This window comes from Arthrobacter sp. zg-Y1116, assembly GCF_024385485.1.
GTDB lineage: Bacteria > Actinomycetota > Actinomycetes > Actinomycetales > Micrococcaceae > Arthrobacter_B.
Genome location: NZ_JANFLR010000001.1, coordinates 491,161 through 516,889, shown reverse-complemented (window position 1 = coordinate 516,889; position 25,729 = coordinate 491,161). Strand labels below are relative to the sequence as shown.

Below are 25,729 nucleotides of genomic sequence, written 5' to 3'. Positions count from 1 at the left end.
CCTGCTGACGAAGTAGGCTTCGAGCATGCGACTGATACTTGTCCGCCACGGTCAGACCCCCTCCAATGTGGAGCATTTCCTCGACACCGCAGTCCCCGGACCGGGACTGACGGAGCTGGGGAGGGAACAGGCGGCGGCGCTGCCCGAAGCCCTGGGTCACGAACCCATCGACGGGGTCTTTGCCTCCAACCTGGTCCGCACCCAGCTCACCGCCGCGCCCCTGGCCGCCGCCCTGGGCCTGCCGGTCCAGATCCGCGACGGGCTGCGGGAGGTCTTCGCCGGCGACTTGGAAATGCGCAATGACCGGGACGCGATTATTACCTACCTGAAGACCGTTTACCGCTGGGTCTCCGGTGACACAGCCGTCCGGATGCCCGGCGGCCCGGACGGAGCCGAGACGCTGGGCCGCTTTGACGCCGTGGTCGAGGAACTGGCCGCCGAGGGGTTGAAGTCCCCGGTGATCTTCAGCCACGGGGCGATCATCCGGGCCTGGGCCACGGCCCGCGCCGAAAACGTGGGAGCGGACTTTATTGTCGCGAACGCCCTGAGCAACACCGGCATTGCCGTGCTCGAAGCGCGAGAGCTGCCCGATGGCAGTTTCGGTCCCTGGGAGCTGCTGACCTGGATGGGTGAACCCGTAGGCGGGGAAGAACTGGAAGACTACGGAGACGACGGCCCCGCTGCCGACGACGTCGCGCTCTAAGGCGACGTGCTGCTTAAAACCTTAAAACACAGACGGCGCCGTCCCCGCTGCGGGGGAGGCGCCGTCGCAAGTGCTCCGGAGAGACCTAGCGGAAGTTGATGAACTGCAGGTCGACCTCGAGGTCTGCGCCCTTGAGCAGGGCCATGGTGGCCTGCAGGTCATCGCGGGACTTGGAGCTGACCCGCAGCTCGTCGCCCTGGATCTGGGACTTGACGCCCTTGGGGCCTTCGTCGCGGATCAGCTTGTTGATCTTCTTGGCCTGGTCCTGGGCGATGCCCTCCTTCATGGAGGCTTCAATCCGGTATTCCTTGCCGGAAGCGTACGGCTCGCCGGCATCCAGGGACTTCAGGGAGATGCCGCGCTTGACCAGCTTGGACTGCAGCACGTCGAGTACGGCCTTCACCCGGTCTTCCGAGTTGGCCTTCATCAGGATCTTCTCGCCGCTGAAGTCCACCTCGGCGCCGACGCCCTTGAAGTCGTAGCGCTGGACGATTTCCTTCTGCGCCTGGTTCAGCGCGTTGGCCACTTCCTGCTTATCGATCTTGCTGACGACGTCGAACGTGGACTCGCTGGCCATTTCGGGGCTCCTCTAAGTTGGTGACTTTTCCTGGTACTTAGCGTAGTAGGTCCGAGCCCTGATGGCGCCCCGCTCCCAGCCGGTGCACAGCAAACACCCGGCGTCGTCCCATCGGGGCGGGGAAGGGTCAGGGGGTGGAAAACAATTCCGGTGCCGTCTCCCGTCCATCCTTCCGCCGTCCCGCAGCTGTCCGGATCCGCACCATGGCGGCCGGTTCCTTCCTGGCGGCAGCGTCCGCCGCGGGGCTTGGCGCCATTGGTGCCGCCCCGGCGAGGGCCGCACTGGTCCCCCCTCCGGTCTTGTCCGCTCTGGAATGCGCGACGCAGGCAGAAGGCACCGAGTGCGGAAGCCAGGAACGTCTGGCAGGCATCCGCGCCGACCTGGGGAACGCCGTGGCCTGGGGATCGGTGACCCAGGCGCAGGCCGACCGGTTCTACGCGCAGCTCGAAGACCGGATCTCACGGGGGCTGTAGGGCGCCCGCAGGGGCCGGAGGAGGTCCCGCGGCCCCTGCAGGCAGCGGCCGGAAACGGTCCGGCAGGACCCGGTTTGGGGCTCGATTCGTAACTTCGGAGAATCTTCGGTAAAGTTGTCTTGTCCGCAGCTGCTGCGGACAAGGTCTTCACTTGAAGACACTCGGCAGATTACCCGAGCGGCCAAAGGGGGCTGACTGTAAATCAGCTGGCAACGCCTTCACTGGTTCGAATCCAGTATCTGCCACAGACAAACCCGTCCTCACCACTGGTGAGGGCGGGTTTTTCCTTTCCCGGGGCCCTTGCGCCCAGAACTCCTAGATATTAGGCTCCCTAAATATGACTAGCGATCCCGCCCTGGACGACCTCGCCGAGGAATTCCGTGAATCCCTCCGGCTGGCACTGTACATTGCCCGCAACATGGACGCGGATACGGACATCAGCGCCACGCAGGTCAGCATCATGAAGATGGCCGCCGGCGAGGGGATGCGGGTGAGCGAGATTGCACGGAACCTCGGAGTGAAGGTCCCCAGCGCCACGGAGCAGATCATCCGCCTCGAGGGTGCGGGCCTCTTGAAGCGCAGCCCCGATCCCCATGATTCCCGCGGTGTCCGGGTGACTCTCACTTCGCAGGGAGGCGAAGTGCTTCAGGAAGCCAACGGCAGCAGGACGGCGCTGATGGCGGCCCTGCTGGAACAGTTGAGCAGCGAGGAGCGGAGCGCCCTGTCGGCAGCGCTGCCCGTCATCCGCCGGCTGACGAAACTGCCCGGGGCCTAGAGGCCTTCACCGGACAGCGAACAGCTACAGACAATGCCACCGGCCCCGGTTAGCGTTGGACCATGGCTACTATCGACATCACCGAAGCAACGTTCCCCGAGACCATCGAGGAAAATGACATAGTCTTCGTGGACTTCTGGGCGGACTGGTGCGGTCCCTGCAAGCAGTTTGCACCCGTGTATGAATCCGTTTCGCAGCAGCACGACGACATTACCTTTGCCAAGGTGGACACCGAGGCTGAGCAGGGCCTGGCAGCTGCCGCCGGCATCACCTCCATCCCCACCCTCATGGCGTTCCGTGAAAAGGTGCTGGTGTTCTCCCAGCCCGGAGCCCTGAATGCCAGCCAGTTCAGCGAACTGGTGGAAGCAGTCAAGGGCCTGGACATGGCGGCCGTGCACGAGCAGATTGCCGCGCAGGAGCGCGAGGCAGCAGCAGGCTCAAACGGCCAGGCCAAGCAGGCTTAGCCCCACCCGCTTTTCTTCAGGGAAGCATCCGCTCCAGGATGCTTCCCTGAGTGCGTTAAGCATGCCGTCCGGCCTACGCGGATTCGAAAACGCCACGTCTACCGTCGCCGCAGCGGTCGTTGTACTCTCGCTTCCATAAGGCGCACCGCCTGGGGAGCGCATGGGGGAGCGTACGGGGGAGCGAGCAGCGCGGACGTCAACGACGACGAGACGACAGCGAGGACAACATGAGTTCCAACCGAGGGATTGCCTATCTGGAACCGGGTGTGGTGGAAGTCCAGGACATCGACTACCCCACCTTCGAACTGAAGGACGGGCCGGGCGTTAACCCCGCCAACATCGGGCGCAAACTTCCACACGCCGCCATCCTGAAGGTGGTCACCACCAACATCTGCGGATCCGACCAGCACATGGTCCGCGGGAGGACAACGGCGCCGCCCAACCTGATCCTGGGCCATGAGATTACCGGGGAAGTGGTGGAAACCGGATCGGACGTGGAGTTCATCAAGGTGGGCGACCTGGTTTCGGTGCCGTTCAACATTTCCTGCGGCCGCTGCCGCAACTGCAAGGAACGCAAGACCGGCATCTGCCTGAACGTGAACCCCGACCGCCCCGGCAGCGCCTACGGATACGTCGATATGGGCGGCTGGGTGGGCGGCCAGGCCGAGTATGCCCTGGTGCCGTACGCGGACTGGAACCTGCTGCGGTTCCCGGACAAGGACCAGGCCATGGAGAAGATCCTTGACCTCACCATGCTCTCCGACATCTTCCCCACAGGCTATCACGGCGCAGTCACCGCCGGGGCGGGGGTCGGCTCCACCGTCTACATCGCCGGGGCAGGACCCGTCGGCCTGGCAGCAGCAGTCTCGGCACAGTTGCTGGGCGCCGCCGTGGTGATCGTCGGCGACCTGAATGAGGAGCGGCTGGCCCAGGCGCGCAGCTTCGGCTGCGAAACCGTGGATGTATCGCTGGGTGCTCCGCAGGACCAGATCGAAATGATCCTTGGGGTGCCGGAAGTGGACTGCGCCGTCGACGCCGTCGGGTTCGAGGCCCGCGGCCACGGTGCCGGGTCAAGCAGCGAGGCACCGGCCACTGTGCTGAACTCGCTGATGGACGTCACGGCTGCCGGCGGGGCACTGGGCATCCCGGGACTGTACGTGACCGGAGATCCGGGCGGCGTGGACGAGGCGGCGCAGAAGGGTTCGCTCAGCATCAACCTGGGTACCGGCTGGGCCAAGTCGCTGTCCTTCACCACCGGGCAGTGTCCGGTGATGAAGTACAACCGTGAACTGATGACGGCGATCCTGCATGACAAGGTGCAGATCGCCAAGGCCGTCAGCGCCACTCTGATCAGCCTGGACCAGGCACCGGAGGCCTACCGCGAGTTCGATTCGGGCGTGGCGAAGAAATACGTCATCGACCCGAACGGGATGGTGGGTTCGCACTAGTCAACCGGTCCGTCCGCTAAGCAGGAGGACGGACGAACAGCAGCACGGCCGGCAGGACCGAAACCAAATCGGTCCTGCCGGCCCGTCTTCGTGCCCGCACCCTTCTGATGCCTCCGGGCCCGGCGGTACGCTCAATTGGTCCGGGGTCCCGTCACAGCTTTTCGGGCCTCCGCCACTCGAACGCCCACGGCTTGATAAAAGCGGAGTTGGAAGCGGGGATCGTATGTGCGGCAACAGCGGAACAATCGGCAAAGCAGGAACCGGAACACCTGACACCCCGGGGAGCCGGGCATGAACGGGGCGGACACCGCGTGGGTGCTGATCTGCGCCGGGCTGGTGCTGTTTATGACCCCGGGCCTGGCACTCTTCTACGGCGGGATGGTTCCCGTCCGTAACGTCCTGACCATGCTGATGCAGAACATCATCCCGCTCGGAATCATCTCGGTGACCTGGATCCTCGTCGGGTACACCCTGGCCTTCAGCAACGGGGGCAACTCCGTGCTCGGCGAATTCGACGCCTTTGCGCTTATCGACGTCGACACTCCGCAGTTCCACACCGTTGCGGCGGGCGTGACCATTCCGACGCTGGCCTTCGTGGCCTACCAGATGATGTTCGCGGTGATCACTCCCGCACTGCTCACCGGTGCGACAGCCGGCAGGCTCCGGTTCGCCGGCTGGGTGGTTTTCCTTGCCGCATTCTCCATCCTGGTTTATCCGCAGGTGGCGCGCTGGCTCTGGCATCCAAAGGGATGGCTGTTCCAGCTTGGCGCCCAGGACTGGGCCGGCGGCATGGTGGTGCACGCCTCCGCGGGTGCCGCCGCCGTGGCGGTGCTGCTGGTGGTGGGCCGGCGGCGCGGGTGGCCAAACCTGCGGACCTCGCCCAACAATCTTCCGCTGATGCTGGTGGGCGGCGGCATTCTCTGGTTCGGGTGGTTCGGATTCAACGCGGGTGACGGGCTGCAGGCCAACGACATTGCCGCGCAGGCACTGATCAATACCCACGTGGCAGGATCGGCCGCGATGCTCACATGGTTGCTCGTGGAGCGGATCACCAGAGGGCACTGCACGCTGGTAGGAGCAATTTCCGGTGCAGTTGCGGGCCTGGCCACCATCACGCCCTGCGCCGGTTATGTCGGCACCGGGGCGGCCCTGCTGATCGGACTGATCGCGGGCTGCGTGTGCGTGGTGGCGGTGCGGCTCAAGAGTGTCCTGCATTACGACGACGCCCTGGACGTCATTGCCGTCCATTTTGTGGGCGGCGTGCTGGGGTCCTTCCTGCTGGGTTTCTTCGGGGACAGCTCAGTGAACCCGGCCGGAGATGACGGCATCTTCTCCGGCGGCGGGGGAATGCTGCTGTGGCACCAGAGTGTTGCCCTCGTTTCCGTGGTGCTCTTCTCCTTCGTGCTCAGCTGGGTCATTGCCGCCGTCATCTCCCGGACCATAGGGCTAAAGGAGCCGGGTGCGGAGCAGGAGGACCTGGACCGCGTCCAGCAGGACTCGTCCGCGTATTCACTCAGCGGAATCAGTGCCCGTCCCACGGCTGCGGGCCGGGCGGCGGTGGACGGAAGCCCCGGCGGCGACGCCCGCCACTCCGCCCCCAGCCATGTCATCAGCGCCTTGGTCAACACCGAGCGCATAGACGGGCTGCGGGATGCGCTGCTTATGGCCGGCGCCCGCTCCCTGGAGCTCTCCGAAACCGCTGTCTACTCCGGGAAGATCCGGAGCGATACTTTCCGCAGCGAAAAGCGGCTGATCGATTTCGATGAGCGGTTCCGGGTGCAGGCAGCAGTGGACCCGGAACACGAGGAAGCGGTGGTTGCGGTGCTGAAACGGTTCGGGGCGGAACCCGAATCCATCTACCGGATGGCAATCGCCCCGAACTGACGCCGGGTTAGACCCGTTCCACTTTGAGCGGTTCGGCCAGCAGGGCACTGAGGGATTCCTGCAGGTCCTGGAGGGCGGCACCGCGGGCATGGCGCTCCAGGTCCTCACGGGAGGCCCACTGCTCCGCCAGCACAATTGCCGACTCCGAGTCCTCGATGATTTCGTAGCGCAGGCAGCCCGGTTCCGTCCGTACCTGCTCAATGGCGATGTCCAGGGCCAGCTTCACGCGCATGTGCTCGCCGGCGTTGGGGACCATGGTGGCGCGGAGATTGATGGGGGTATTGGTTTCCATTCCCCCACCATAGGACTGTCCACGGAAACTGCCGTGCAACCGACCCAACACGCTGCCGATACCTCAGCGGCGGCGGTGGTCCATCGGGGCGAGCTTCGGTCCGTAGGTGGGTTTGCGGTAACCGCTGAGCATGATCATCCGCACCACCCGCTGGCGGTGTCCCCGCCAGGGTGCGAGCAGCTCCAGCATGCCGGCGTCGTCGGTCCGCTTCCCGGTGAGGGCCGCGCCCACGTAGGCGGCCAGATGGTAGTCGCCAACGGAGACGGAATCCGGAGCACCGTGCGTCCGCTGGGTGATTTCCGCAGCGCTCCACACGCCGATTCCCGGAACGGAGCAAAGCTTGGCGGTCAGGTCCTCGCCGAGCGGATCCCCAGCCAGCCGCTCCAGCCCCGAGGCGAGCGCACAGGCCCGCAGGATGGTGGCGGAACGGGAAAGGTCCACCCGTGCCCGGTGCCAGTCCCAGCTGGGGATCTTCCGCCAGGTCTCCGGGGCAGGGGAGGCTTTCATGCCCGACGGCGCCGGGCCGGGTGCGTCAACGCCGTAGCGGGTCACCAGGTAGCGCCAGGCGTAGTAGGCCTCCAACACGGTGACTTTCTGCTCCAGCACCACCGGGATCAGGCTGTCCATGATCCGGCCCGTGCTCGGCAGCCGCAGGGAGAGGTTCCGCCGCCGGGTCTCCGTGACCATCCGGGGCAGGGTCGCGAGGAACCCGTCGTCGTCAAAGCCGGACCAGTCGTCGTGTTCACCCAGCAGGGCGGGTACCGAGTCCAGCGCGCACCGGGCACCTGGCCCCCAGGCCCGGGCGCGGACCCGTGCGCCGGGGGCCGGGACGGGTTCCTCGCGAAGGTGCAGGGTAGCCGGACCTTCCGGGGTGAGGAAGGCCAGCCAGGCAACACCCGGGCCGAGGCGGATGGTCGGATCCTGCTTACCGCGGACCAGGATGCGCAGCGAGGTCTGCAGGCAGTACGGGGCGGGGGACTCCCAGCAGCGCACCAGACCGGAGGGAGCCTGCTGCAGCGCTGGACCAGCGGCAGTGAAGGACATGCAACTATCGTTGCACGTACCACCCCCGCTTCTGCCCGCACTGCCGGCTGCCCGGATGTGGCTTTTGCTACGCCGCGTTCCGCCCCCCATGCCACAGCGGGAAGGAAGAAGTACCGTGGGTCACATGAAGTATGCCAATACCGTCCTGGACCTGATCGGCAACACTCCCTTGGTGAAGCTCCACCACGTGACCGAAGGCATCAGTGCCACCGTCCTGGTGAAGCTGGAGTACCTGAATCCGGGCGGATCCGTGAAGGACCGCATTGCCGTGAAGATGATCGACACGGCCGAGCGTGAGGGGAAGCTGCTGCCCGGCGGCACGGTGGTTGAGCCCACCAGCGGCAACACGGGTGTCGGGCTCGCGTTGGTGGCCCAGCAGAAGGGCTACAAGTGCATCTTCGTTACCCCGGACAAGGTGGGGGTGGAGAAGCGGGACGTACTGCGTGCCTACGGTGCCGAAGTGGTGGTCACCCCGACGGCGGTCGCTCCGGACAGCCCCGACTCCTACTACGGAGTCTCCGACCGGCTGGTGCGCGAGATCGACGGCGCGTACAAGCCGGACCAGTTCTCCAACCCGTCGGCCCCGGCCAGCCACTACGAATCCACGGGACCGGAAATCTGGGCGGATACAGACGGCCGGGTAACCCACTTCGTGGCAGGCGCCGGCACGGGCGGCACCATTACCGGCACTGGACGCTACCTGAAGGAAGTCTCCGCGGACCGTGCCTCCGGGCCGGTACGCGTGATTGCCGCAGACCCGGACGGCTCGGTGTATTCCGGCGGCACGGGCCGCCCCTATTTCGTGGAAGGCGTGGGGGAGGACATGTGGCCGGACAACTACGATCCGTCCGTGCCTGACGAGGTGATTGCCGTGAAGGATGCGGACTCCTTCGCCATGACCCGCCGCCTCGCCCGGGAGGAAGGCCTGCTGGTAGGCGGGTCCTCCGGCATGGCCGTCACCGCGGCACTCGAGGCTGCGCGCTCGCTGGGGCCCGACGACGTCGTCGTGGTCCTGCTGCCGGACAGCGGCCGCGGATACATGGGCAAGATTTTCAACGACGAGTGGATGCGGTCCTACGGTTTCCTGCAGGACGGCGGGGAGCAGGCCACCGTCCGCGACGTGCTGGCCACCAAGGACGGCTCGCTGCCGGAACTGGTCCACACCCATCCAAACGAAACCGTGCGGGACGTCATCGCGATCCTGAACGAGTACGGCGTCTCGTATCTGCCTGTCCTCTCGCAGGAACCGCCGGTGGTCCTGGGCGAAGTCCTCGGATCGGTGGATGAGCGCTCGCTGACGGAGAAGCTTTTCCGCGGCGAGGCCAAGCCGACGGATCGGATCAGCGAGCACATGGGGCCGCGTCCGAAGCTGGTGGGTACGGGGGACACCGTGGCCGCCGCGCGTTCGAAGCTGCAGGAGGACGACGCCGTCATGGTTACGTCCGATGGCGCAGCCGTTGGCATGCTGACCCGGCACGACCTACTTTCGTACCTGAGCCTGTAACCCCGGCGCACCTTCGCAGGGGTGCTGCCTGCACCGATCTGCCGGTCCCTGCCGGCGCTAGGAGAACACCATGAGCAGCTTCAGTACGCGCGCCATCCATGCGGGGCAGGAACCGGATCCCACCACTGGCGCAGTCATTCCGCCCCTGTACCAGAGCACCACCTACGCGCAGGACGGCATCGGCGGCCTGCGCAACGGCTATGAGTACGGCCGCGGAACCAACCCCACCAGGGATTCGCTGCAGCAGCAGCTTGCTGCACTGGAAGGCGGCAGGCATGCCTTCTCCTTCAGCTCCGGGCTGGCCGCGGAGGACGCCCTCATCCGGGGGCTGCTGGCTCCCGGGGACCACATCGTCCTGGGCAACGATGCCTACGGCGGAACCTACCGCCTGATCAACAAGGTGCTGGGCAAGTGGGGAATCACCAATGCTGCCGTGGATATGTCCGACGCCGCGGCGGTTGCGGCTGCCATCGCCGCCGGGAACACGAAGATTGTCTGGCTCGAAACACCGTCGAACCCGATGATGAAGATCAGCGACATCGCCGCAACGGCACAGGCCGCGCACGACGCCGGCGCCCTCCTGGTGGTCGACAACACCTTTGCGTCCCCGTACCTGCAGCAGCCGCTGGCCCTGGGTGCCGACGTCGTCGTCCACTCGACCACCAAGTACATCGGCGGGCACTCCGACGCAGTAGGCGGTGCCGTCATCCTAAACGACGACGCCCTGGCGGAGGAGGTCGGATTCATCCAGTTTGCCGTCGGGGCGGTGTCCGCGCCGATGGAAGCCTGGCTGACCACCCGCGGGCTGAAGACCCTCGCGGTGCGGATGGACCGGCATTCCGCCAGCGCCATGGCCGTGGCGAAGTGGCTGAAGGAGCAGCCCGCCGTGGAGCACGTGCTGTATCCGGGGCTGGAAGAGCACCCGGGGCATGACCTGGCCAAAGCGCAGATGAAGGACTTCGGCGGCATGGTTTCCGTGTCCTTCAAGGGCGGCGAGGCGGCGGCCCGGAAAGTGGCCGAATCCACCCGGCTGTTCCTGCTCGCCGAATCCCTGGGCGGGGTGGAGTCCCTGATGAACTACCCCTCGGAAATGACCCACGCCTCGGTCAAGGGCACCGAGCTGGCCGTGCCGGAGAACCTGCTGCGGCTTTCGGTGGGCCTGGAGGATGTCGAGGACCTCATTGCGGACCTCGACCAGGCGCTGGGCCAGCTCTAGGAAGCCGTACCCCTGCGCCCCTTGCGCTTCTTCGGGTCGCGGAGCTGGAAATACCTGCTGCTCTGCGGCAGCCAGAGCAGCGCCGTGCAGGCCAGCAGCACCAGGCCTACGGCCACTAACGCCGGGCCGCGGAAGAGCAGCGGGAACCCGGCAATCACCCCGATACTGCTCAGTGTTTCCCGGGCGCTGCGCTTACCCGACCGCAGGCGCAGCACGCTGTAGGCGCTCAGGGCAGCAAGCACCAGGGCCAGGATCCCCAGCAGGGTCAGCGCAGCGCTGTCCTGATGCTGGGTCCGGGCCGAAATGATGAACGAGACGCCCGCTGTGGCCACCAGCGCGGCTGCCGCGAGCCATGCGGCGGCCGCTGCCCGGATGATGCGGGGCGGGCGGGTGCGAGGCGGGGGAGTACGCGGCGCGGGAGTGCCGGAACCCGGTCCCATCAGCGGGGCGCCACTATCTGTTCGCGGGCGTCAAGGTCATAGCGGTAGACCTCCCGGCCGCCGATCCATACCTTCAGCGCCCGCTGCATCACGTCCAGCGGATTGCCGCTCCACAGGACCAGATCCGCGTCCTTGCCGGGTTCCAGGGAACCGAGCCGGTCCGCGAGGCCCAGGACCCGGGCGGGATTGATCGTCACGGCACGCAGTGCCTCCTCGGGGTCCAGTCCCTCCTTCACCGCGAGCGCGGCTTGGTAGATCAGGAAATTGATGGGGACCACCGGATGGTCGGTGATGATGGAGATCTCCACCCCGGCAGCAGCCAGTTTCCCCGGATTGGCCATGCTGCGGCCGCGCAGCTCCACCTTCGAACGGGTGGTGAAGAGCGGACCGATGAGCACCGGGACGCCGCGTTCGGCCAGGACGTCGGCCAGCAGATGGGCTTCGGTGCCGTGATCCAGCACCAGGTCGTAGCCGAACTCGTCCGCAAGCCGCAGGGCGGTGCCGATATCGTCCGCCCGGTGGGCGTGCTGCCGCCAGGGGATTTCCCGCTTCAGCACCATGGCCAGGGCTTCAAGGTGCGGGTCGCGGGCGTTCGGGTCCGCCTTGCCCAGATAGTTCTGCGCATCCATAAAGGCCTGCCGGATCACCATCGCCGTACCCAGACGGGTGGAGGGGGTCTGCTTCTTGTCGCTGTAGATCCGCTTCGGGTTCTCTCCGAGAGCGGACTTCAGTCCGCTGGGCGCGCGCAGCACCATTTCCTCCAGGTAGCGCCCGTGCGTGTGCAGCGCCACTGCCTGCCCGCCGATCGGGTTGCCGGAACCGGGGTTGATATTGGCCGTGGTCACTCCGCCCGCCAGCGCGTCGTCGAACCCTGTGTCAAAGGGGTTGACGGCGTCCAGGGCGCGGACGCCCGCCATCACCGGGTCCGTCATCTCGTTGGAATCGTTGCCTGCCCAGCCTTCACCCTCCTCATGCACGCCGAGGTGGGTGTGCGCATCCACCAGCCCGGGCAGCAGCCACTGGCCTCCGGCATCGAGCACCTGGGCGCCTGCGGGCACCTCGACGTCGGGACCCAGCTCCCGGATCCGCCCGTCCTCGACGAGGACGGTGCCGTCGAAGGGCCTTCCGGTGACCGGAACCACATGGGCATTGGTGATGGCTTGAAGCGCGGGGGACATGGGGACCTTTCGCTTACTGATCTGGTCCGGCCAGCCTATCGCCTGCCTCCGGACGGGGGAGGCGGGGCGGGCTGCCCGGTAGACTTGCGGGTGTCAAGATCGACGAAAAAACGCTATGTAGCGCCACGTGCGCGGCCGGCAGTCTTACAGGGAGAACAATGGGCCAGATCCACCGATCCGCTTTTGTGCGGACCGTTGCGACCCTGGGGGCGCTGGCATTAGCCGGGCTGCTCGTATGGACAGCTTTCGACTTGTCGCCGCGCCACGGCCTCGACTTCAGCGTCTATCTTTCCGGCGGGCAGAGCGTCATCGACGCCGCCGGTGAACTGTATACGAAGTCGGTCCAGTACGACGCCGACAGCAGCCTGCTCTTCACCTACCCGCCTTTTGCCGCGCTGGTCTTTGCCGTGCTGGCGCCGTTCGGCCAGAGCGTGGGGCTGAACATCTTCACCGGCATTTCCATCGCCATTGCCGCAGCCACCGCCGTCTGGGCAGTGCGCTATGTCTTCCGCCGCAGGGGCGCAATGGATGTACTCCGCCACCCCTGGCTCCGGCCGCTGGCGATCGCCGGCACCGGGCTGATCGTGCTGCTCGGCCCGTGGCGCGAAACGCAGGCCTTCGGGCAGATCAACATCCTGCTCTTTGGACTGATCATGGCCGACTTCGTGATCAAGAAGGAAAGCTGGCCCACAGGTCTGCTGACCGGGGTGGCGGCCGGACTGAAACTCACCCCGCTGGTTTTCGGCCTGTACTTCCTGGCGCGGGGCGACTGGCGCGGGCTGCGCAACATGACCTACGGCTTCCTCTCAACCTTCGCCCTGGGCTTCCTGATCCTTCCGCGGGAATCCCGCACGTACTGGCTGGACCTGCTGCCGGACACCTCGAGGATCGGCGGTGCCGGCTACGTGGACAACCTCTCGATCAAGGGCGCGATCCTGCACTTCGGCGGCCCGGATTTCCCCGTCGACCTTCCGTGGCTTCTCCTGTCACTGCTGGCTGTCGCCGCTGCCGCCGTCGTCATCCGCATTGCCGGCAACCGCGGGCAGACCTTCACCGCACTGGCAGTCACCGCGCTGCTGATGCTCTTGATTTCCCCCGTCTCCTGGTCACACCACTGGGTCTGGGTGGCCCTCTTCATCCCTGTCCTGGCCCGGAACGTGATGGATGTGGAGCCGGAGCGCCGGAGACTGAAGATCACCGGGTTCCTCCTGCTGGCCTCCTCGCTGGTGATCTTCATATACTCGCCCAAGACCATCGGCGAACTGTTCAATGCGCCCAACCTGGACTCCCAGCTGCCCGAGCCGTGGCTGATGGCCTCCAGTGCCGGTGTCTTCTGGGGCATCGGGCTGCTGGCCTGGTGGTACGTCGACTATTGGGGCAGCCGCCCGCGCCAGTGGTGGCGAAACAATCCGCCCGGGTTGCAGCGGGCCACGGAGCCGCAGCCCTAGACTGCTGGCATGAGAACCGGTTCCCTGCTCGCCGTATGCCTGCTGCACGGCCTTCTGCCCACGAAGGACGCCACCGGCGTCACTGCCATCGACAAGCGTGCCGTGGCAGGACCGGTAAAGGTCCATCCCCTGGGGCTAACCGGAGACCTGCAGGCCAGCCGCAAGCATCACGGCGGCGAATCCAAGGCAATCTATGCCTATTCCCAGGACGACGCCGAGTACTGGGCCCGGGAACTGGGACGGGAGATCCCGCCCGGACTGTTCGGCGAAAACCTGCGGCTGGACGGTATTGACGCCACTGCCGCCCTGATCGGCGAGCGGTGGCGGATCGGTGCCGACGTCGAGCTGGAGGTGACCTGCCCCCGCACCCCGTGCCGCAACTTCCAGCGGCGGATGGAGGTGCCGAACTGGCAGCGCCGCTTCGCGGAGGCCGGCCGGGTGGGCACCTATCTGCGGGTCCGCCGCCGCGGCAGCATCGCTGCGGGGGACACGGTGGAAGTGGTGACCGCACCCAGCCATGGCGTGAGTGTCCGCGACGTCTTCCGTGGCCTCGACGCCGATCAGGCGGCGGCGCTGCAGGCGTCCCGGAGCGCCGGCGAGATCACGCTGTCACCGGAAATACTCAAGGTCCTGCGCACCATGTCGGCCAAAGCAGTGCGGTCCACGGCGGCAGTGCCGGCCGCGGGTTAGCCCTGTGCGCAGCCCTGCGCACAGCGCCTGTGCGCAAGCTCACCGGCTCCGACCACGCACCGGGCGCCGGGATGCCGTACACTGGAAAACATCCCCCACTCCGGTATTCCCTTATTTCCTACGGTTCAATCCGTACGGTTCGTTGTGTTGGGGCTCGCATCTAATGCGGGCAGATTCATCTTTCGGGGAGCGCCGGCAAAGAAATCGTCACACCGGTCGTAGGCACAATCCAGTGAAATCGGCCCACAGCTGTGACGGAAAGTCCTGCCTGGGATTGCAACAGCGCCGGACTTACGTCCTGCAGCCTATTGGTTGCCCGGTCCCGATTGAATGAGGATTACCTCTTGTCTGAAGCCACGCTGGAAAACACCAACGTCGAAAATGCCGCTCCCGAAACCGAAGAGAACACCGTGCTGTTCAGTGACTTCGGATTGGACGAGCGCGTCCTGGCAGCCCTGAAGGATGTCGGCTACGTAACGCCGTCTCCCATCCAGGCAGCTACCATCCCCCTGCTGCTCGAAGGCCGCGACGTCGTCGGCCTGGCCCAGACGGGTACCGGCAAGACCGCGGCATTCGCCGTTCCGGCCCTGTCCCTGCTCGCCGGCCGCCCGGCAACCAAGGACACCCAGGTGCTGGTGCTTGCACCCACCCGTGAACTGGCCCTGCAGTCTGCAGAAGCCTTCACTTCCTACGCCGTCCACATGGATGGCATCACCGTGCTTCCCGTCTACGGCGGTTCCGCCTACGGCCCCCAGCTCAACGGCCTTCGCCGCGGCGCCCAGGTTGTTGTGGGCACCCCCGGCCGTGTGATTGACCACATCGCCAAGGGTTCCCTGAACCTGTCCAACCTCGAGTACCTGGTGCTCGATGAGGCTGACGAAATGCTGCGCATGGGCTTCGCCGAAGACGTGGAGCAGATCCTTTCCTCCACTCCGGCGAGCAAGCAGGTTGCACTGTTCTCCGCCACCATGCCGCCGGCCATCCGCAAGATTGCCAAGAAGTACCTGAACAACGCTGCGGAAATCACGGTCAAGTCCAAGACCACCACCGGTGCGAATACCCGCCAGCGCTACGTGCAGGTCATGGGCCCGCACAAGCTGGATGCAATGACCCGCATCCTGGAAACCGAAGAGTTCGACGGCGTTATCGCGTTCGTCCGGACCAAGGCGGCCACCGAAGACCTGGCTGACAAGCTCAAGGACCGCGGCTACAGCGCCGCCGCCATCAACGGCGACATCCCGCAGCAGCAGCGTGAGCGCACGGTCGAGGCCCTCCGCGACGGCAAGATCGACATCCTGGTTGCCACGGATGTTGCCGCCCGCGGCCTCGACGTCGAGCGCATCAGCCACGTCGTCAACTACGACATCCCGCACGACACCGAGTCCTACGTCCACCGCATCGGCCGCACCGGCCGTGCAGGACGCACCGGCGACGCCATCCTGTTCATGACCCCGCGCGAGAAGTACCTGCTGCGGGCCATTGAAAAGGCAACACGCCAGCCGGTTGAGCACATGCAGCTTCCCAGCGTCGACATCGTCAACGAGAAGCGCCTGGCCAAGTTCTCCGAGAAGATCACGGAAACCCGTACTTCCGAAGACATCTCGGTATTCAAGGACCTGGTCACCAAGTACATCGCCGAGCACGACGTGCCCGCCGAAGAGGTTGCCGCAGCCCTTGCCGTCATGGCACAGGCCGGACGCCCGCTGCTGCTGCAGGAAGTCGCACAGGCTCCCGCCCGCCAGCGCGAGCGTTCCGAAGGCCGCAACGACGGCGTCGGCTCACGCGGCCCGACGCGCCCGCTGACCGAAGGCAATGCAACGTACCGCATCGCCGTCGGCCGCCGCCAGCGCGTGCTGCCCGGTTCGATTGTCGGCGCCATCGCCAACGAGGGCGGCCTGTCCTCCGCGCAGATCGGCGGCATCGACATCCGTGCAGACCACACCCTGGTGGAACTGCCTGCAGATCTGTCCAAGGACCAGCTGCGCGCCCTGTCCCGCACCCGGATCGGCGGCGAACTGATCCACCTCGAGCTGGACAAGGGACGCAAGCCGGCCCGCGAGCGTGAAGGCGGCGGCAGCTTCAACGACCGCGCCGACCGTGGCGGATTCAAGAAGGATTTCAAGAAGCGCGACGGCGAGCGTTCCTTCGGGGACCGCGGCAGCGACCGCCCGTTCAAGAAGCGTGAAGGCGGCTTCCGCGACAGCGCCGCTGCCGGTGCCCGCAAGCCCCGCTTCCGCGACTAGGAAGCCTGCGGCGCCGGAACCTAAGGCGCCGCAGCGCAACTCCGTATAACAAGAAGGACGCCTCCCGCTGCGGGAGGCGTCCTTCTTGTTATGCCCTGTGGCGCCGGGTTGCAGCTCCGGCTAGTGGACCGACCCGCCTGCGCGGCGGCTTTCGAGGCGCATTTCCAGGTCATTCATAACAATCGCGGCCAGGTCCGAGAGTGTTGCCGCATCCTCGGGGGAGAAAGTGCGCGTCTTCGTATCCAGGATGCAGAGCGTGCCCAGATTGAACCCGTCACTGGTCTGCAGCGGAACGCCGGCGTAGAACTGCAGGCCGAAGTCTCCGGCCACCAGCGGGTTGGCCAGCGTTCGCGGATCCTGCCGGGCGTCGTCGACCACATACACGCTGTCCTGCAGGATGGCGGAGGCGCACAGGCCGGGATCGCGGCCGATCTCGACGGCGTCGGTGCCGTGGTGGGACTTGAACCAGATCCGGTCGGTGTCCACCACGCTGACGATTGCCACGGGGACGTCGAAGAGGCGGGAGGCCAGGGCCGTGACCCGGTCGAAGGCACCGTCAGGGGGAGTGTCCAGCAGGTCATAGCGGCGGACCGCGTCCATCCGCTGGGCTTCGTCGGCGGGCAGGATCTCCGGGTCAACCCGGTGCCGGCCGCGCGCGGCGATGATCATGTCATACAGGACCTGGGAGACGTCGTGGGCGCTGGGACGCCCTGCAGCGTCCTGAGCGGTCATGGCGCGCAGCAGGGACACCCAGTCCGCTCCCAGCTCTGCGGGGATCTCAGGGTCCCGGAGAAGGCGCGCGAGGGCACTCTCCAGGGCGGGGCCGGGGAAGGCCGGCTCTCCCGTGAGGCACTGCAGCAGTACCAGGCCCAGCGAATACACATCGCTGGACGGTCCGGCCTGTTCGCCGCGGGCCTGCTCGGGGCTCATGAACGCCGCGGTGCCGGAGAAGGTGCCGTGCTGCGACTGCGGGTCGCCGGACACGAAGGCAACGCCGAAGTCGGTGAGCTTGGCCCGGAGCCGGGCATCGGCGCTGCGGTAGTCGAACAGCATGATGTTCGCGGGCTTGACGTCCCGGTGCACCACGCCGTTGTCGTGGATGTACTCCAGTCCGATGGCGAGGTCGTAGCCGAGCATCGCGGCCTGGCGGCGGGGCAGCCGGCCCTCTTTCAGCCGTTCGCGCAGATCGAGGCCCTGGACAAGTTCCATCACGAGGTAGATCAGCGGCGATTCCGGGTTGGACGTGTCCGATCCGGCATCCAGCAGGGTGACCAGGCTGTGGTGGTTCAGGCGCGCCAGGATCTTGGCCTCGGCGTCACTGCGCCGCAGGTCGATCTCACTGGTGGCTGACGGGCGGATGATCTTCACCGCTACGTCCCGGTCCAGGAACTCGTCCTTGGCCCGGTGGACGGTGCCCATGGCACCTGCCCCGATTTGATTCAGGAGCCGGTATCTTCCACCCAGGAAGAGACCTTCTGAAACATGGTTCGGCACTATGCTCACGTGCCCTCGCTTTCTCGTAGCATAAGCATACTGATAAACAGGGCAGGATTTGACCTTTTTTGCCGCACGGAACGGCGTGTCGGGCGGGCAGAAAGTGTCGCTGGTCACCTTTGGGCCAAACGGTCCATCTCGATTTCATGTTCCTGAAAAGTGCTGGTAGAGTTTTATGTCGTTGCCCCGATAGCTCAGTGGTAGAGCGCCATCTTGGTAAGATGGAGGTCCCGGGATCGATTCCCGGTCGGGGCTCTCAATGGGAGGGCCCGCGTTGCTAAGGCTGTTTGTTTTTGCAGAGGCCTATGTAGGGCGGGCTTTACTCATTTTGGCGGTGTAGCTCAGTTGGTTAGAGCGCACGACTCATAATCGTGAGGTCGGGAGATCGAGCCTCCCCACCGCTACAAACAGGGCAGGTCCTGGAGATTTCAATCTTCCGGTACCTGCCCTTTTTGTTTGCCCCGGGCCGGTGGCCGCGCACCGCCGCGCCGCTCCGACAGTCCACTAAGGTTGCTTATCATTGCCGGTTCTCCATAGGGTGGGCGTAGCGGGAAACCGAAAGGTTTCCCGATCCAGGCACCACCACCGTAGAAGCATCGCTGCGGCCCGCAGGTTTTCCGGCCGCAGCTGAAACGAACGGAGTCACCATGGCAGAGCACGATATTTCCGGCAAGAAGGTCGCTTTCCTCCTCACCGACGGCGTGGAGCAGATTGAGTTGACCAGCCCCTGGGAAGCAGTCAAGAACGCCGGCGGCGAGCCGGTCCTCGTGTCCCCGAAGAAGGGCACCGTCCAGGGCTTCGATGGCATGGACAAGGGTGAAACCTTCACCGTCGACCTGGACGTGGCCGACGCCGACGCAAGCGACTTCGACGCACTCGTCCTGCCCGGCGGCGTCGTCAACGCAGACTTCCTCCGCGTGGACAAGAACGCCCAGCAGTTTGCCCGTGCCTTCTTCGAGGCGCACAAGCCCGTGGCTTCCATCTGCCACGGCCCGTGGCTGCTGATCGAGGCCGGCGTCGTCAAGGGCCGCGACCTGACGTCCTACCACACGCTGGCAACGGACCTGAAGAACGCCGGCGCGAACTGGACCGACGAGGAAGTGGTGGTGGACCAGGGGTTCGTCACCAGCCGCAACCCGGACGATCTGCCGGCTTTCAACGACAAGCTCGTTGAGGAAATCGCCGAAGGGGAACACGCGGGCCAGCACGCCTGACACCTCCCGAAACACCGCCGAAGGGTGGGGTAACGTGAAAAACGTTATCCCACCCTTTTGGCGTTATCCGGGAGGTCCACCATGCCTGCAGCCGGGGGCACCGCAGCATCCGCCGACGCCGGCAGGTTCCTGTGTTCGGGGACCTCCTGGGACACGTCCGGCCCGAACCTGGCACTGCACCTTCCCAACGGGCAGGCCGAAAAGCAGCCGCTCGCTCCGGGCACCGAACTACGGTTCCGTGTCCTGGCGGACGCCAACGGCAACGAAAAGTTCTGCCTCGGCTCCTGGCAGGTGAACGACGACGGCGTCCAGTCCCACACTCCCTGTCCTGGCCAGGCTCCTGCCGAGCGCGGTTATCAGTGCAGCAGCTGCTTCATCCGGGACGAGGTGCGCGGCATCCACAACAGCCATCGGGTGGACAGCATCCCCGACGCGCTCCGGCGCTACCTGGATCAGCCGCACTGGCTGTACGTGGCCACTTTCGCCGACGGATCCACCAAGGTCGGCACTGCAGCGGACGGGCGCAAGCAGCTCCGCCTGGTTGAGCAGGGGGCCGTCCGTGCCCGATATGTCGCCCGTGCCGGCGACGGACTGGTGGTGCGGGTGCTCGAAGACGCCGTGACGGCCGTGGTCGGCCTGCAGCAGGCAGTCCGGGCGGGAACCAAAACGGCGGCGCTGGCCCGGCCCCTGGCCGCCGCGGAACTGGACGCCCGCAACGCCGAGGCCGCGGAGTCGGTGCGTTCCATGCTGCCGGACGTGGCGGTTACCGGTTTCCGGACGGCCGACGAAGTCTGGGAACCACCGGCCCAGTTCGCCACCGTGCTGGAAACGCCGTGCGAACTGTATCCGTGCGACCCGGCATCCGGAGAGCACGGCATGGTCATCCAGGCCGTCCTGGGCGCAACGGCCCTGGTCCGGGTGGACGGCGAAGAAACCCTGTTTGCAGCGGACCTGTCCCGGCTGAAGGGCCGCCGGCTGCAGTACGGTTCCTTCCGCACAGCCGTCCCTGCACTGCAGGCCGCGCTGTTCTAGCGGGAACCGCGCGCGCACCGTTTCGGGCCCTTCCCGCCCGCCCCTGTATTCTGAAGACATGCTAAATACCCCTTGGGAAACCGGCTCGCCCCTCTACCGGAAACTTGTCGTGAGCGCCCTGGCGCTCAGCGGCCTCGGGGTGCTGCTGGTACTTCTGGGAGCTGTCCTGGACAACCAGGTCCTGATGTACATCGCCCTTCCCCTGATTGTGGTGGGCCTGAGCACGCACCTGAGCGGTATGGTGATCCGCGCCAGGGACACCCGGCGCCGCATCAAGGGCATGGAGGGCAAAAAATGAGCATCAACCCCCAACTACAGGGACGCACGTACCCGGCAGGGGCAGCGTACTCCGTGGGCCGCGAGAAGATCCGCGAATTCGCTGCGGCCGTCAAGGCCACCAACCCGGCCCACTTCGACGTCGCCCGCGCCCAGGACCTGGGCTACGCAGACCTCGTTGCCCCGCCCACCTTCGCCATCATCGTTGCCCAGCGTGCCGACGCGCTGCTGGTTGCCGATCCCGATGCAGGCATCGATTTCTCCCGGGTGGTCCATGCCGATCAGCGCTTCACCCACCACCGTCCCATCGTGGCCGGAGACGAGCTGGTGGCCGAGCTGCACGTGGACTCCGTGCGGGCTATGGGCGACGGCGCCCTGATCACCACCCGCGCGGAAATTTCCACAACCGAGGGCGAGCAGGTAGCCACCACCCTTTCATCCATCCTCGTCCGCGGAGAGGGGCAGTAACCGCTATGTCCATTGCACTGAGTGAACTGTCCAAGGGTGCCGAAATCGGTTCCGCGGCGCTGGAAATCTCCCGCGCCGACCTCGTCCGCTACGCCGGTGCCTCCGGCGACTTCAACCCCATCCATTGGAACGAGCGCTTCGCCCGCGAGGTGGAACTGCCCGGCGTCATAGCGCACGGCATGTTCACCATGGGCACCGCAGTCCAGCTGGTGAGCGACTGGATCGGAGATCCGGGAGCGGTGATCGACTACCAGACGCGGTTCACCCGTCCCGTCTTGGTGGAGGACATCGACGGCGCCCCCGGGGCGGTCGTGGAGGTTGCCGGTGTCATCGGCGCCATCGACGCGGACAACTCGACGGCACGCGTGGATCTCACCGTGACCTTCAACGGACAGAAGGTGCTGGTCAAGGCACAGGCAGTGGTGCGGGTCTGGTGACTGCTTTGACCCGGATGCCGCTGGCATCCCTGACCACCGCACGCGTAGGCGGACCGGCCCGCCGCTACCTGGAAGCAGAAACCGAAGACGAACTCATCATCGCCGTCCGCGCCGCGGATGAGGCCGGGGAGCCGCTGCTCATCATCGGCGGCGGTTCCAACCTGTTGATCTCCGACGAAGGCTTCGACGGCGCCGTCATCCACATTGCCAGCCGCGGGCTGGACATCCGGGAGGCCGGGGACGGAACTGCCGTCCTGCGCGCAGAGGCCGGGCACCCGTGGGACGAGCTGGTGGCGTACACCCTGTCGGAGGGCTACTCCGGCCTGGAGGCGCTTTCCGGTATTCCGGGGCTGGCCGGAGCGACGCCGGTGCAGAACGTGGGTGCCTACGGCGCCGACGTCTCGCAGGCCATCACTTCGGTGCGGGCCTGGGACCGCACCGAGCGCACGGTCGTGGAATTCGCCAACGCCGATCTCGAATTCGGCTACCGGGATTCGGTGCTCAAGCGCAGCACGAAAAACGGCTCTCCCCGCTACGTGGTGCTGACCGTGGAGTTCGCCCTCTCCAAGGGGTCCACCAGCGCTCCGGTCCGCTACGCCGAGCTCGCCCGGGCTCTGCGAGTGGAGATCGGCGAGCGTGCCGACGCCGTGGACGTGCGCCGCGAAGTCCTCCGGCTGCGGGCGGGGAAGGGCATGGTCCTGGACGCCTCGGACCCGGACACCTACAGCACCGGTTCCTTCTTCACCAACCCCATCGTTGATGAGGAAACCGCAGCCGCGCTGCCGGCAGACGCTCCCCGCTACCCGGTGGCGGAACCCGGCAAGGTGAAGCTCAGCGCCGCGTGGCTGATCAGCCACGCCGGTTTCCGCAAGGGTTTCGGGCTGGCCCCCGAGGACGGCACCGGCGGGCGGGCCTCGCTGTCCACCAAGCACACCCTGGCCGTCACCAACCGCGGCGACGCCGCTGCCGAGGACCTGCTGGTGGTGGCCCGTGCGGTTGCTGCCGGCGTGGAGAAGGCTTTTGGTATCCGGCTCCACCCCGAGCCCCTGCTGGTGAACTGCGCGCTGTAGCGGTCTGGGGCACGGGAGGACTCAGCCGCCGGGATTGTCGCCGAGCGCGGGTCCCGGCGGTCCAGGTCCTTCCTCCGCAAGCCCCTTCCGTGCAGGGCCTTTCCGTGCCTCGGCAGCCGCTGCCCGCGCACTCCGGATGGCCGGGCGGTCCCGGCCCGGATCCAGCAGGCAGCTGTTGCACAGCCACTGGATCAGCCGGGGCGTCAGGGCCACCTGGGTGCGCCGGTCCTGCAGATCAGGCAGCAGCCACTCCGGCTCCAGGAAACCGCTGAGGGCATAGGCGAGCTCGTGGGCGCCGAACAGCCGGGCGAAGGCCGCTTCCGGCTCAAGGCTCCGCTCAAGCGCCAGCAGCGCCTGGTCCTCGACGCAGAGGATGCGTGCGCCCTCGGCCTCGAGATACCGGCGCAGCTGGAGCGCCACGCGGAGATAGCGGGCGCGGGTGGGGGTCTGCTTGCCGGCACAGCTGAAGGCGAAGAAAGTGTTAAGGACGAGATCCACGCTTTGCTTCTCCATGCGGACAACATGCCACCCGGCACTGACATTTTTCAGGCACTCCGGTTTCAAGCCGCAAACCGGTCTTGGGAGCCAACGCCCCTTAACGCAGCGCGGGTCCGCTCCACGGGGGAGCGGACCCGGAACGGGAACCGGAAATCAGAGGTTGCCGGTGGCGATGCGCAGCATCCGGCGCAGCGGTTCGGCGGCGCCCCAGAGCAGCTGGTCGCCGATGGTGAAGGCACTGATGTACTCCGGACCCATTTCCAGCTTGCGGATGCGGCCCACCGGGATGTCCAGCGTGCCGGTGACCGCCACCGGAGTCAGCTCGGCCATGGTGGCTTCCTTGGTATTGGGCACCACCTTGGACCATTCATTGTCCGCGTCGATGATCTTCTCGATCTCGGCCACGGAAAGGTCCTCGGTCAGCTTCAGGGTCAGGGCCTGGGAATGGGAACGCATGGCGCCGATCCGAACGCACAGCCCGTCAAACGGTATCCGTCCGTCGGTCCCGCGGCCCAGGATCTTGTTGGTTTCCGCACCGCCCTTCCACTCTTCCTTGGACATGCCGTTACCGAGGTCCGCATCGATCCAGGGGATCACCGAACCGGCCAGCGGCACGCCGAACTGGGAGGAGTCCATGGACGGGTTTTTCTGCTGGGCCAGGACGGCGCGGTCAATCTCCAGGATGGCCGACGCCGGATCGGCGAGGTTGGGCGCCACCGCAGCGTTCAGCGCACCGAACTGGTTCAGCAGTTCACGCATGTGCCGGGCGCCGCCGCCGGAGGCTGCCTGGTAGGTCATGGACGTGCCCCACTCGACCAGGCCGTTGCGGAACAGTCCGCCGAGGCCCATCAGCATGCAGGACACGGTGCAGTTTCCACCCACGAAGTTCTTCACGCCGCGGGCCAGGCCCGCGTCAATCACGTCACGGTTGACCGGATCCAGCACGATGATCGCGTCGTCGTCCATGCGCAGCGTGGAAGCGGCGTCAATCCAGATGCCGTCCCAGCCGGCGGCGCGCAGCTTCGGGAAGATCTCCGCCGTATAGTCGCCGCCCTGGGCGGTGACGATGATCGGCAGCTTGGCCAGCGCGTCGACGTCGTACGCATCCTGCAGCGGTTCAGCTCCGGCCGCGAAGGACGGCGCGTTGCCGCCGGCGTTGGAGGTCGAGAAGAACACCGGGTTGACCAGCTCGAAGTCGCCCTCGTCCTGCATGCGCTGCATCAGGACGGAACCGACCATGCCGCGCCAGCCGACGAAACCTGCACTGGGAAAAGCGGGAATGGAGGAAGAAGTCATGGTTTCCACTCTAGGCCAGCGGGTCCGCCGCGTCTTGGTTGTGTCCGTCACGGTCGTCTTCCCCGCGGTCCCGTGTCCAGAGGGCAATCCGGTAGCGGGTGCCGTTGGAAGACGTGTACCAGTCGGCGGCAGGACTGACACCGCTGAAGGTCCAGTCCTGGCCCAGTGCCGGGGCGAACGTGTCGCCTTCGGTTTCCACGTCGATGACCGTCACCACCGCGGTATTGGCCACGGAAACGGCTGCTTCATACAGCTGTGCACCTCCGATGATCCAGATTTCCGTGCTCCCGGAACTGGTTCGGGCCAGGGTCAGGGCATCCTCGAGGGAGCCGACGACGACGGCGCCGGCCTCCGCGGCTTCGTCCCGCAGTGCGGCACTGGAGGACACGATGATGTTTGTCCGCCCGGGCAGCGGACGGTAGGCAGCAGGGAAGGACTCCCAGGTGCGGCGGCCCATGATGACCGGGTGTCCCGCCGTCGTCGCCTTGAAGTGCGCCATGTCCTCGGGCAGGTGCCACGGCATGCCGCCGTCGCGTCCGATGACGCCGTCAACGGTCTGGGCCCACACCATGCCAATGACGGGTTCACCCTCGGGTACCGTGCCGCGCTCCTGGAGGACCTGGCCCAGGTCCGCGCCCTCACCGGAGCCGCCGCCTACCGGGAAGTAGCGGGTGGGGCCGGCCGGGGCGGCAGTAGTTGTTACGGGAAGGGACTCGGTCATGGTTGTCCTCTCAAACGGCGATCGGAGCTTTGATACCGGGGTGGTGCCGGTAATCGAGGACCTCGAAGTCCTCAAGGGTGTAGTCGAAGATGCTCTCGGGAGTACGGCGGATCCGCAGCTTCGGGTACGGGAAGGGCTCCCGGCTGAGCTGTTCACGGACCTGGTCCACATGGTTGTCGTAAATGTGGACGTCGCCGCCGCTCCAGACAAATTCGCCGGGCTCCAGCCCGGTCTGCTGGGCCACCATCAACGTGAGGAGCGCGTAGGAGGCGATGTTGAACGGGACCCCGAGGAAGGTGTCCGCGGAGCGCTGGTACAGCTGGCAGGACAGCTTCCCGTCCGCCACGTAGAACTGGAACAGGGCGTGGCAGGGCGGCAGGGCCATGTTCTCCACTTCGGCCGGGTTCCAGGCCGTGACGATGTGGCGGCGGGAATCCGGGTTCTTCCGGATGCCTTCGACCAGTTTCGCAATCTGGTCGATATGCCCGCCGTCGGGTGTGGGCCAGGAGCGCCACTGGACGCCGTAGACCGGGCCGAGCTCGCCGTCCTCGTCCGCCCACTCATCCCAGATGCTGACACCTTGTTCCTGCAGCCAGCGCACATTGGAGTCGCCGCGCAGGAACCAGAGCAGCTCAAGGGCCACGGATTTGAAGTGCACCCGCTTGGTGGTGATCAGCGGAAAGGACTCGCTCAGGTCGAAGCGCATCTGGCGGCCGAACACGCTGCGCGTGCCGGTACCGGTGCGGTCCGATTTCTGCGTTCCGTTGGCCATGACGTCGCGCAGCAGGTCTTCATACGGGGTAGGAATGCTCACCCGGCCAGTCTAGTTCAGGTCGGCACGCGG

Annotated in this window: 27 protein-coding genes and 3 tRNA genes; 20 read left to right on the top strand and 10 right to left on the bottom strand. The window is 66.2% G+C overall.

Annotated features, from left to right (window positions below; translation table 11 throughout):
* Positions 1–25: 25 nt before the first annotated feature.
* Positions 26–703, top strand: a complete 678-nt coding sequence (locus tag NNX34_RS02375; protein WP_255764937.1) for a histidine phosphatase family protein — start codon at positions 26–28, stop codon at positions 701–703.
* A gap of 85 nt (positions 704–788) precedes the next feature.
* On the opposite strand, the gene NNX34_RS02370 is transcribed toward NNX34_RS02375, so the two are convergent.
* Complete coding sequence (locus NNX34_RS02370; RefSeq protein ID WP_227933012.1) at positions 789–1,280, bottom strand: YajQ family cyclic di-GMP-binding protein; 492 nt, start codon at positions 1,278–1,280, stop codon at positions 789–791.
* A 134-nt stretch (positions 1,281–1,414) separates the two neighbouring features.
* Here NNX34_RS02370 and NNX34_RS02365 point away from each other — a divergent pair, with 134 nt between their 5' ends.
* From NNX34_RS02365 to NNX34_RS02340, 6 genes are all read left to right on the top strand, one after another.
* Positions 1,415–1,753 carry a hypothetical protein gene (locus NNX34_RS02365; RefSeq protein ID WP_255764936.1) on the top strand — a complete coding sequence of 113 codons (339 nt, stop codon included), beginning with the start codon at positions 1,415–1,417 and terminating at the stop codon, positions 1,751–1,753.
* A gap of 163 nt (positions 1,754–1,916) precedes the next feature.
* A tRNA-Tyr gene (locus NNX34_RS02360) sits at positions 1,917–1,998 on the top strand.
* A gap of 92 nt (positions 1,999–2,090) precedes the next feature.
* Positions 2,091–2,528, top strand: a complete 438-nt coding sequence (locus NNX34_RS02355) for a MarR family winged helix-turn-helix transcriptional regulator (protein ID WP_255764935.1) — start codon at positions 2,091–2,093, stop codon at positions 2,526–2,528.
* A gap of 62 nt (positions 2,529–2,590) precedes the next feature.
* Positions 2,591–2,992 (top strand): thioredoxin, encoded by a 402-nt coding sequence (gene trxA / locus NNX34_RS02350; protein WP_227918870.1) that lies wholly within the window; start codon positions 2,591–2,593, stop codon positions 2,990–2,992.
* A gap of 227 nt (positions 2,993–3,219) precedes the next feature.
* Positions 3,220–4,440 (top strand): formaldehyde dehydrogenase, glutathione-independent, encoded by a 1,221-nt coding sequence (gene fdhA, locus NNX34_RS02345; RefSeq protein WP_255764933.1) that lies wholly within the window; start codon positions 3,220–3,222, stop codon positions 4,438–4,440.
* Positions 4,441–4,731: 291 nt separating this feature from the next.
* A complete protein-coding gene (locus NNX34_RS02340) occupies positions 4,732–6,324 on the top strand; it encodes an ammonium transporter (RefSeq protein ID WP_255764932.1) in 1,593 nt (530 codons plus the stop codon).
* A gap of 7 nt (positions 6,325–6,331) precedes the next feature.
* Here NNX34_RS02340 and NNX34_RS02335 read toward each other — a convergent pair whose 3' ends face one another.
* Both NNX34_RS02335 and NNX34_RS02330 read right to left on the bottom strand, forming a co-directional pair.
* Entirely contained in the window at positions 6,332–6,616 is a 285-nt protein-coding gene (locus NNX34_RS02335; protein ID WP_255764931.1) for a putative quinol monooxygenase, read from the bottom strand.
* A gap of 63 nt (positions 6,617–6,679) precedes the next feature.
* Positions 6,680–7,660: a DNA-3-methyladenine glycosylase gene (locus NNX34_RS02330; RefSeq protein ID WP_255764930.1), complete on the bottom strand. Its 981-nt coding sequence runs from the start codon at positions 7,658–7,660 to the stop codon at positions 6,680–6,682.
* A 124-nt stretch (positions 7,661–7,784) separates the two neighbouring features.
* Here NNX34_RS02330 and NNX34_RS02325 point away from each other — a divergent pair, with 124 nt between their 5' ends.
* Positions 7,785–9,164 carry a cystathionine beta-synthase gene (locus tag NNX34_RS02325; RefSeq protein ID WP_255764929.1) on the top strand — a complete coding sequence of 460 codons (1,380 nt, stop codon included), beginning with the start codon at positions 7,785–7,787 and terminating at the stop codon, positions 9,162–9,164.
* Between the two features lie 70 nt (positions 9,165–9,234).
* The gene (locus NNX34_RS02320; protein ID WP_255764928.1) at positions 9,235–10,380 is read left to right on the top strand and encodes a cystathionine gamma-synthase; all 1,146 of its coding nucleotides are present in this window, start codon (positions 9,235–9,237) and stop codon (positions 10,378–10,380) included.
* Here NNX34_RS02320 and NNX34_RS02315 read toward each other — a convergent pair.
* Positions 10,377–10,820, bottom strand: coding sequence for a hypothetical protein (locus tag NNX34_RS02315; protein WP_255764927.1), 444 nt, complete (start codon positions 10,818–10,820; stop codon positions 10,377–10,379). The genes NNX34_RS02320 and NNX34_RS02315 overlap by 4 nt on opposite strands.
* Positions 10,820–11,998 carry an amidohydrolase gene (locus NNX34_RS02310; RefSeq protein ID WP_255764926.1) on the bottom strand — a complete coding sequence of 393 codons (1,179 nt, stop codon included), beginning with the start codon at positions 11,996–11,998 and terminating at the stop codon, positions 10,820–10,822. Before NNX34_RS02310 ends, NNX34_RS02315 begins: the two co-directional genes overlap by 1 nt.
* Before the next feature lie 158 nt (positions 11,999–12,156).
* On the opposite strand from NNX34_RS02310, the gene NNX34_RS02305 reads away from it, so the two are divergent.
* From NNX34_RS02305 to NNX34_RS02295, 3 genes are all read left to right on the top strand, one after another.
* Positions 12,157–13,446: a glycosyltransferase 87 family protein gene (locus tag NNX34_RS02305; protein ID WP_255764925.1), complete on the top strand. Its 1,290-nt coding sequence runs from the start codon at positions 12,157–12,159 to the stop codon at positions 13,444–13,446.
* 9 nt (positions 13,447–13,455) lie between these two features.
* The gene (locus NNX34_RS02300) at positions 13,456–14,136 is read left to right on the top strand and encodes an MOSC domain-containing protein (RefSeq protein WP_255764924.1); all 681 of its coding nucleotides are present in this window, start codon (positions 13,456–13,458) and stop codon (positions 14,134–14,136) included.
* A 344-nt stretch (positions 14,137–14,480) separates the two neighbouring features.
* Positions 14,481–16,379: a DEAD/DEAH box helicase gene (locus NNX34_RS02295; protein WP_304659652.1), complete on the top strand. Its 1,899-nt coding sequence runs from the start codon at positions 14,481–14,483 to the stop codon at positions 16,377–16,379.
* Positions 16,380–16,499: 120 nt separating this feature from the next.
* On the opposite strand, the gene NNX34_RS02290 is transcribed toward NNX34_RS02295, so the two are convergent.
* Positions 16,500–17,873, bottom strand: coding sequence for a protein kinase (locus NNX34_RS02290; RefSeq protein WP_255765703.1), 1,374 nt, complete (start codon positions 17,871–17,873; stop codon positions 16,500–16,502).
* 183 nt (positions 17,874–18,056) lie between these two features.
* On the opposite strand from NNX34_RS02290, the gene NNX34_RS02285 reads away from it, so the two are divergent.
* The 8 genes from NNX34_RS02285 (at position 18,057) to NNX34_RS02250 (ending at position 22,370) form a co-directional block, all read left to right on the top strand.
* A tRNA-Thr gene (locus tag NNX34_RS02285) sits at positions 18,057–18,128 on the top strand.
* Between the two features lie 75 nt (positions 18,129–18,203).
* Positions 18,204–18,277: transfer RNA gene (locus NNX34_RS02280), tRNA-Met, on the top strand.
* Between the two features lie 243 nt (positions 18,278–18,520).
* Entirely contained in the window at positions 18,521–19,087 is a 567-nt protein-coding gene (locus NNX34_RS02275; RefSeq protein WP_255764923.1) for a type 1 glutamine amidotransferase domain-containing protein, read from the top strand.
* A gap of 81 nt (positions 19,088–19,168) precedes the next feature.
* On the top strand, positions 19,169–20,119 hold the full coding sequence (locus tag NNX34_RS02270; RefSeq protein WP_255764922.1) for a DUF2797 domain-containing protein: 951 nt from the start codon (positions 19,169–19,171) through the stop codon (positions 20,117–20,119).
* A 58-nt stretch (positions 20,120–20,177) separates the two neighbouring features.
* Positions 20,178–20,417, top strand: a complete 240-nt coding sequence (locus NNX34_RS02265) for a hypothetical protein (RefSeq protein ID WP_255764921.1) — start codon at positions 20,178–20,180, stop codon at positions 20,415–20,417.
* Positions 20,414–20,863 carry a MaoC family dehydratase N-terminal domain-containing protein gene (locus NNX34_RS02260; RefSeq protein WP_255764920.1) on the top strand — a complete coding sequence of 150 codons (450 nt, stop codon included), beginning with the start codon at positions 20,414–20,416 and terminating at the stop codon, positions 20,861–20,863. The genes NNX34_RS02265 and NNX34_RS02260 overlap by 4 nt, the downstream gene beginning before the upstream one ends.
* A 5-nt stretch (positions 20,864–20,868) precedes the next feature.
* The gene (locus NNX34_RS02255; protein ID WP_255764919.1) at positions 20,869–21,300 is read left to right on the top strand and encodes a MaoC family dehydratase; all 432 of its coding nucleotides are present in this window, start codon (positions 20,869–20,871) and stop codon (positions 21,298–21,300) included.
* Positions 21,301–21,305: 5 nt separating this feature from the next.
* Positions 21,306–22,370: a UDP-N-acetylmuramate dehydrogenase gene (locus tag NNX34_RS02250; RefSeq protein ID WP_255765702.1), complete on the top strand. Its 1,065-nt coding sequence runs from the start codon at positions 21,306–21,308 to the stop codon at positions 22,368–22,370.
* Between the two features lie 21 nt (positions 22,371–22,391).
* Here NNX34_RS02250 and NNX34_RS02245 read toward each other — a convergent pair whose 3' ends face one another.
* The 4 genes from NNX34_RS02245 to NNX34_RS02230 form a co-directional block, all read right to left on the bottom strand.
* Positions 22,392–22,883, bottom strand: a complete 492-nt coding sequence (locus NNX34_RS02245) for a hypothetical protein (RefSeq protein WP_255764918.1) — start codon at positions 22,881–22,883, stop codon at positions 22,392–22,394.
* 138 nt (positions 22,884–23,021) lie between these two features.
* A complete protein-coding gene (asd, locus tag NNX34_RS02240; RefSeq protein WP_255764917.1) occupies positions 23,022–24,164 on the bottom strand; it encodes an aspartate-semialdehyde dehydrogenase in 1,143 nt (380 codons plus the stop codon).
* Positions 24,165–24,174: 10 nt separating this feature from the next.
* Positions 24,175–24,885, bottom strand: a complete 711-nt coding sequence (locus NNX34_RS02235) for a dihydrofolate reductase (protein ID WP_255764916.1) — start codon at positions 24,883–24,885, stop codon at positions 24,175–24,177.
* A 10-nt stretch (positions 24,886–24,895) separates the two neighbouring features.
* Positions 24,896–25,699 (bottom strand): thymidylate synthase, encoded by an 804-nt coding sequence (locus NNX34_RS02230; protein WP_255764915.1) that lies wholly within the window; start codon positions 25,697–25,699, stop codon positions 24,896–24,898.
* Positions 25,700–25,729: the final 30 nt, after the last annotated feature.

Bases quoted from the DNA above. Each gene is read 5' to 3' on its own strand.
- NNX34_RS02375 (WP_255764937.1), top strand. From the start codon at position 26: ATGCGACTGATACTTGTCCGCCACGGTCAGACCCCCTCCAATGTGGAG.
- NNX34_RS02370 (WP_227933012.1), bottom strand. From the start codon at position 1,280: ATGGCCAGCGAGTCCACGTTCGACGTCGTCAGCAAGATCGATAAGCAG.
- NNX34_RS02355 (WP_255764935.1), top strand. From the start codon at position 2,091: ATGACTAGCGATCCCGCCCTGGACGACCTCGCCGAGGAATTCCGTGAA.
- trxA (WP_227918870.1), top strand. From the start codon at position 2,591: ATGGCTACTATCGACATCACCGAAGCAACGTTCCCCGAGACCATCGAG.
- fdhA (WP_255764933.1), top strand. From the start codon at position 3,220: ATGAGTTCCAACCGAGGGATTGCCTATCTGGAACCGGGTGTGGTGGAA.
- NNX34_RS02340 (WP_255764932.1), top strand. From the start codon at position 4,732: ATGAACGGGGCGGACACCGCGTGGGTGCTGATCTGCGCCGGGCTGGTG.
- NNX34_RS02335 (WP_255764931.1), bottom strand. From the start codon at position 6,616: ATGGAAACCAATACCCCCATCAATCTCCGCGCCACCATGGTCCCCAAC.
- NNX34_RS02330 (WP_255764930.1), bottom strand. From the start codon at position 7,660: ATGTCCTTCACTGCCGCTGGTCCAGCGCTGCAGCAGGCTCCCTCCGGT.
- NNX34_RS02325 (WP_255764929.1), top strand. From the start codon at position 7,785: ATGAAGTATGCCAATACCGTCCTGGACCTGATCGGCAACACTCCCTTG.
- NNX34_RS02320 (WP_255764928.1), top strand. From the start codon at position 9,235: ATGAGCAGCTTCAGTACGCGCGCCATCCATGCGGGGCAGGAACCGGAT.
- NNX34_RS02315 (WP_255764927.1), bottom strand. From the start codon at position 10,820: ATGGGACCGGGTTCCGGCACTCCCGCGCCGCGTACTCCCCCGCCTCGC.
- NNX34_RS02310 (WP_255764926.1), bottom strand. From the start codon at position 11,998: ATGTCCCCCGCGCTTCAAGCCATCACCAATGCCCATGTGGTTCCGGTC.
- NNX34_RS02305 (WP_255764925.1), top strand. From the start codon at position 12,157: ATGGGCCAGATCCACCGATCCGCTTTTGTGCGGACCGTTGCGACCCTG.
- NNX34_RS02300 (WP_255764924.1), top strand. From the start codon at position 13,456: ATGAGAACCGGTTCCCTGCTCGCCGTATGCCTGCTGCACGGCCTTCTG.
- NNX34_RS02275 (WP_255764923.1), top strand. From the start codon at position 18,521: ATGGCAGAGCACGATATTTCCGGCAAGAAGGTCGCTTTCCTCCTCACC.
- NNX34_RS02270 (WP_255764922.1), top strand. From the start codon at position 19,169: ATGCCTGCAGCCGGGGGCACCGCAGCATCCGCCGACGCCGGCAGGTTC.
- NNX34_RS02265 (WP_255764921.1), top strand. From the start codon at position 20,178: ATGCTAAATACCCCTTGGGAAACCGGCTCGCCCCTCTACCGGAAACTT.
- NNX34_RS02260 (WP_255764920.1), top strand. From the start codon at position 20,414: ATGAGCATCAACCCCCAACTACAGGGACGCACGTACCCGGCAGGGGCA.
- NNX34_RS02255 (WP_255764919.1), top strand. From the start codon at position 20,869: ATGTCCATTGCACTGAGTGAACTGTCCAAGGGTGCCGAAATCGGTTCC.
- NNX34_RS02245 (WP_255764918.1), bottom strand. From the start codon at position 22,883: ATGGAGAAGCAAAGCGTGGATCTCGTCCTTAACACTTTCTTCGCCTTC.
- asd (WP_255764917.1), bottom strand. From the start codon at position 24,164: ATGACTTCTTCCTCCATTCCCGCTTTTCCCAGTGCAGGTTTCGTCGGC.
- NNX34_RS02235 (WP_255764916.1), bottom strand. From the start codon at position 24,885: ATGACCGAGTCCCTTCCCGTAACAACTACTGCCGCCCCGGCCGGCCCC.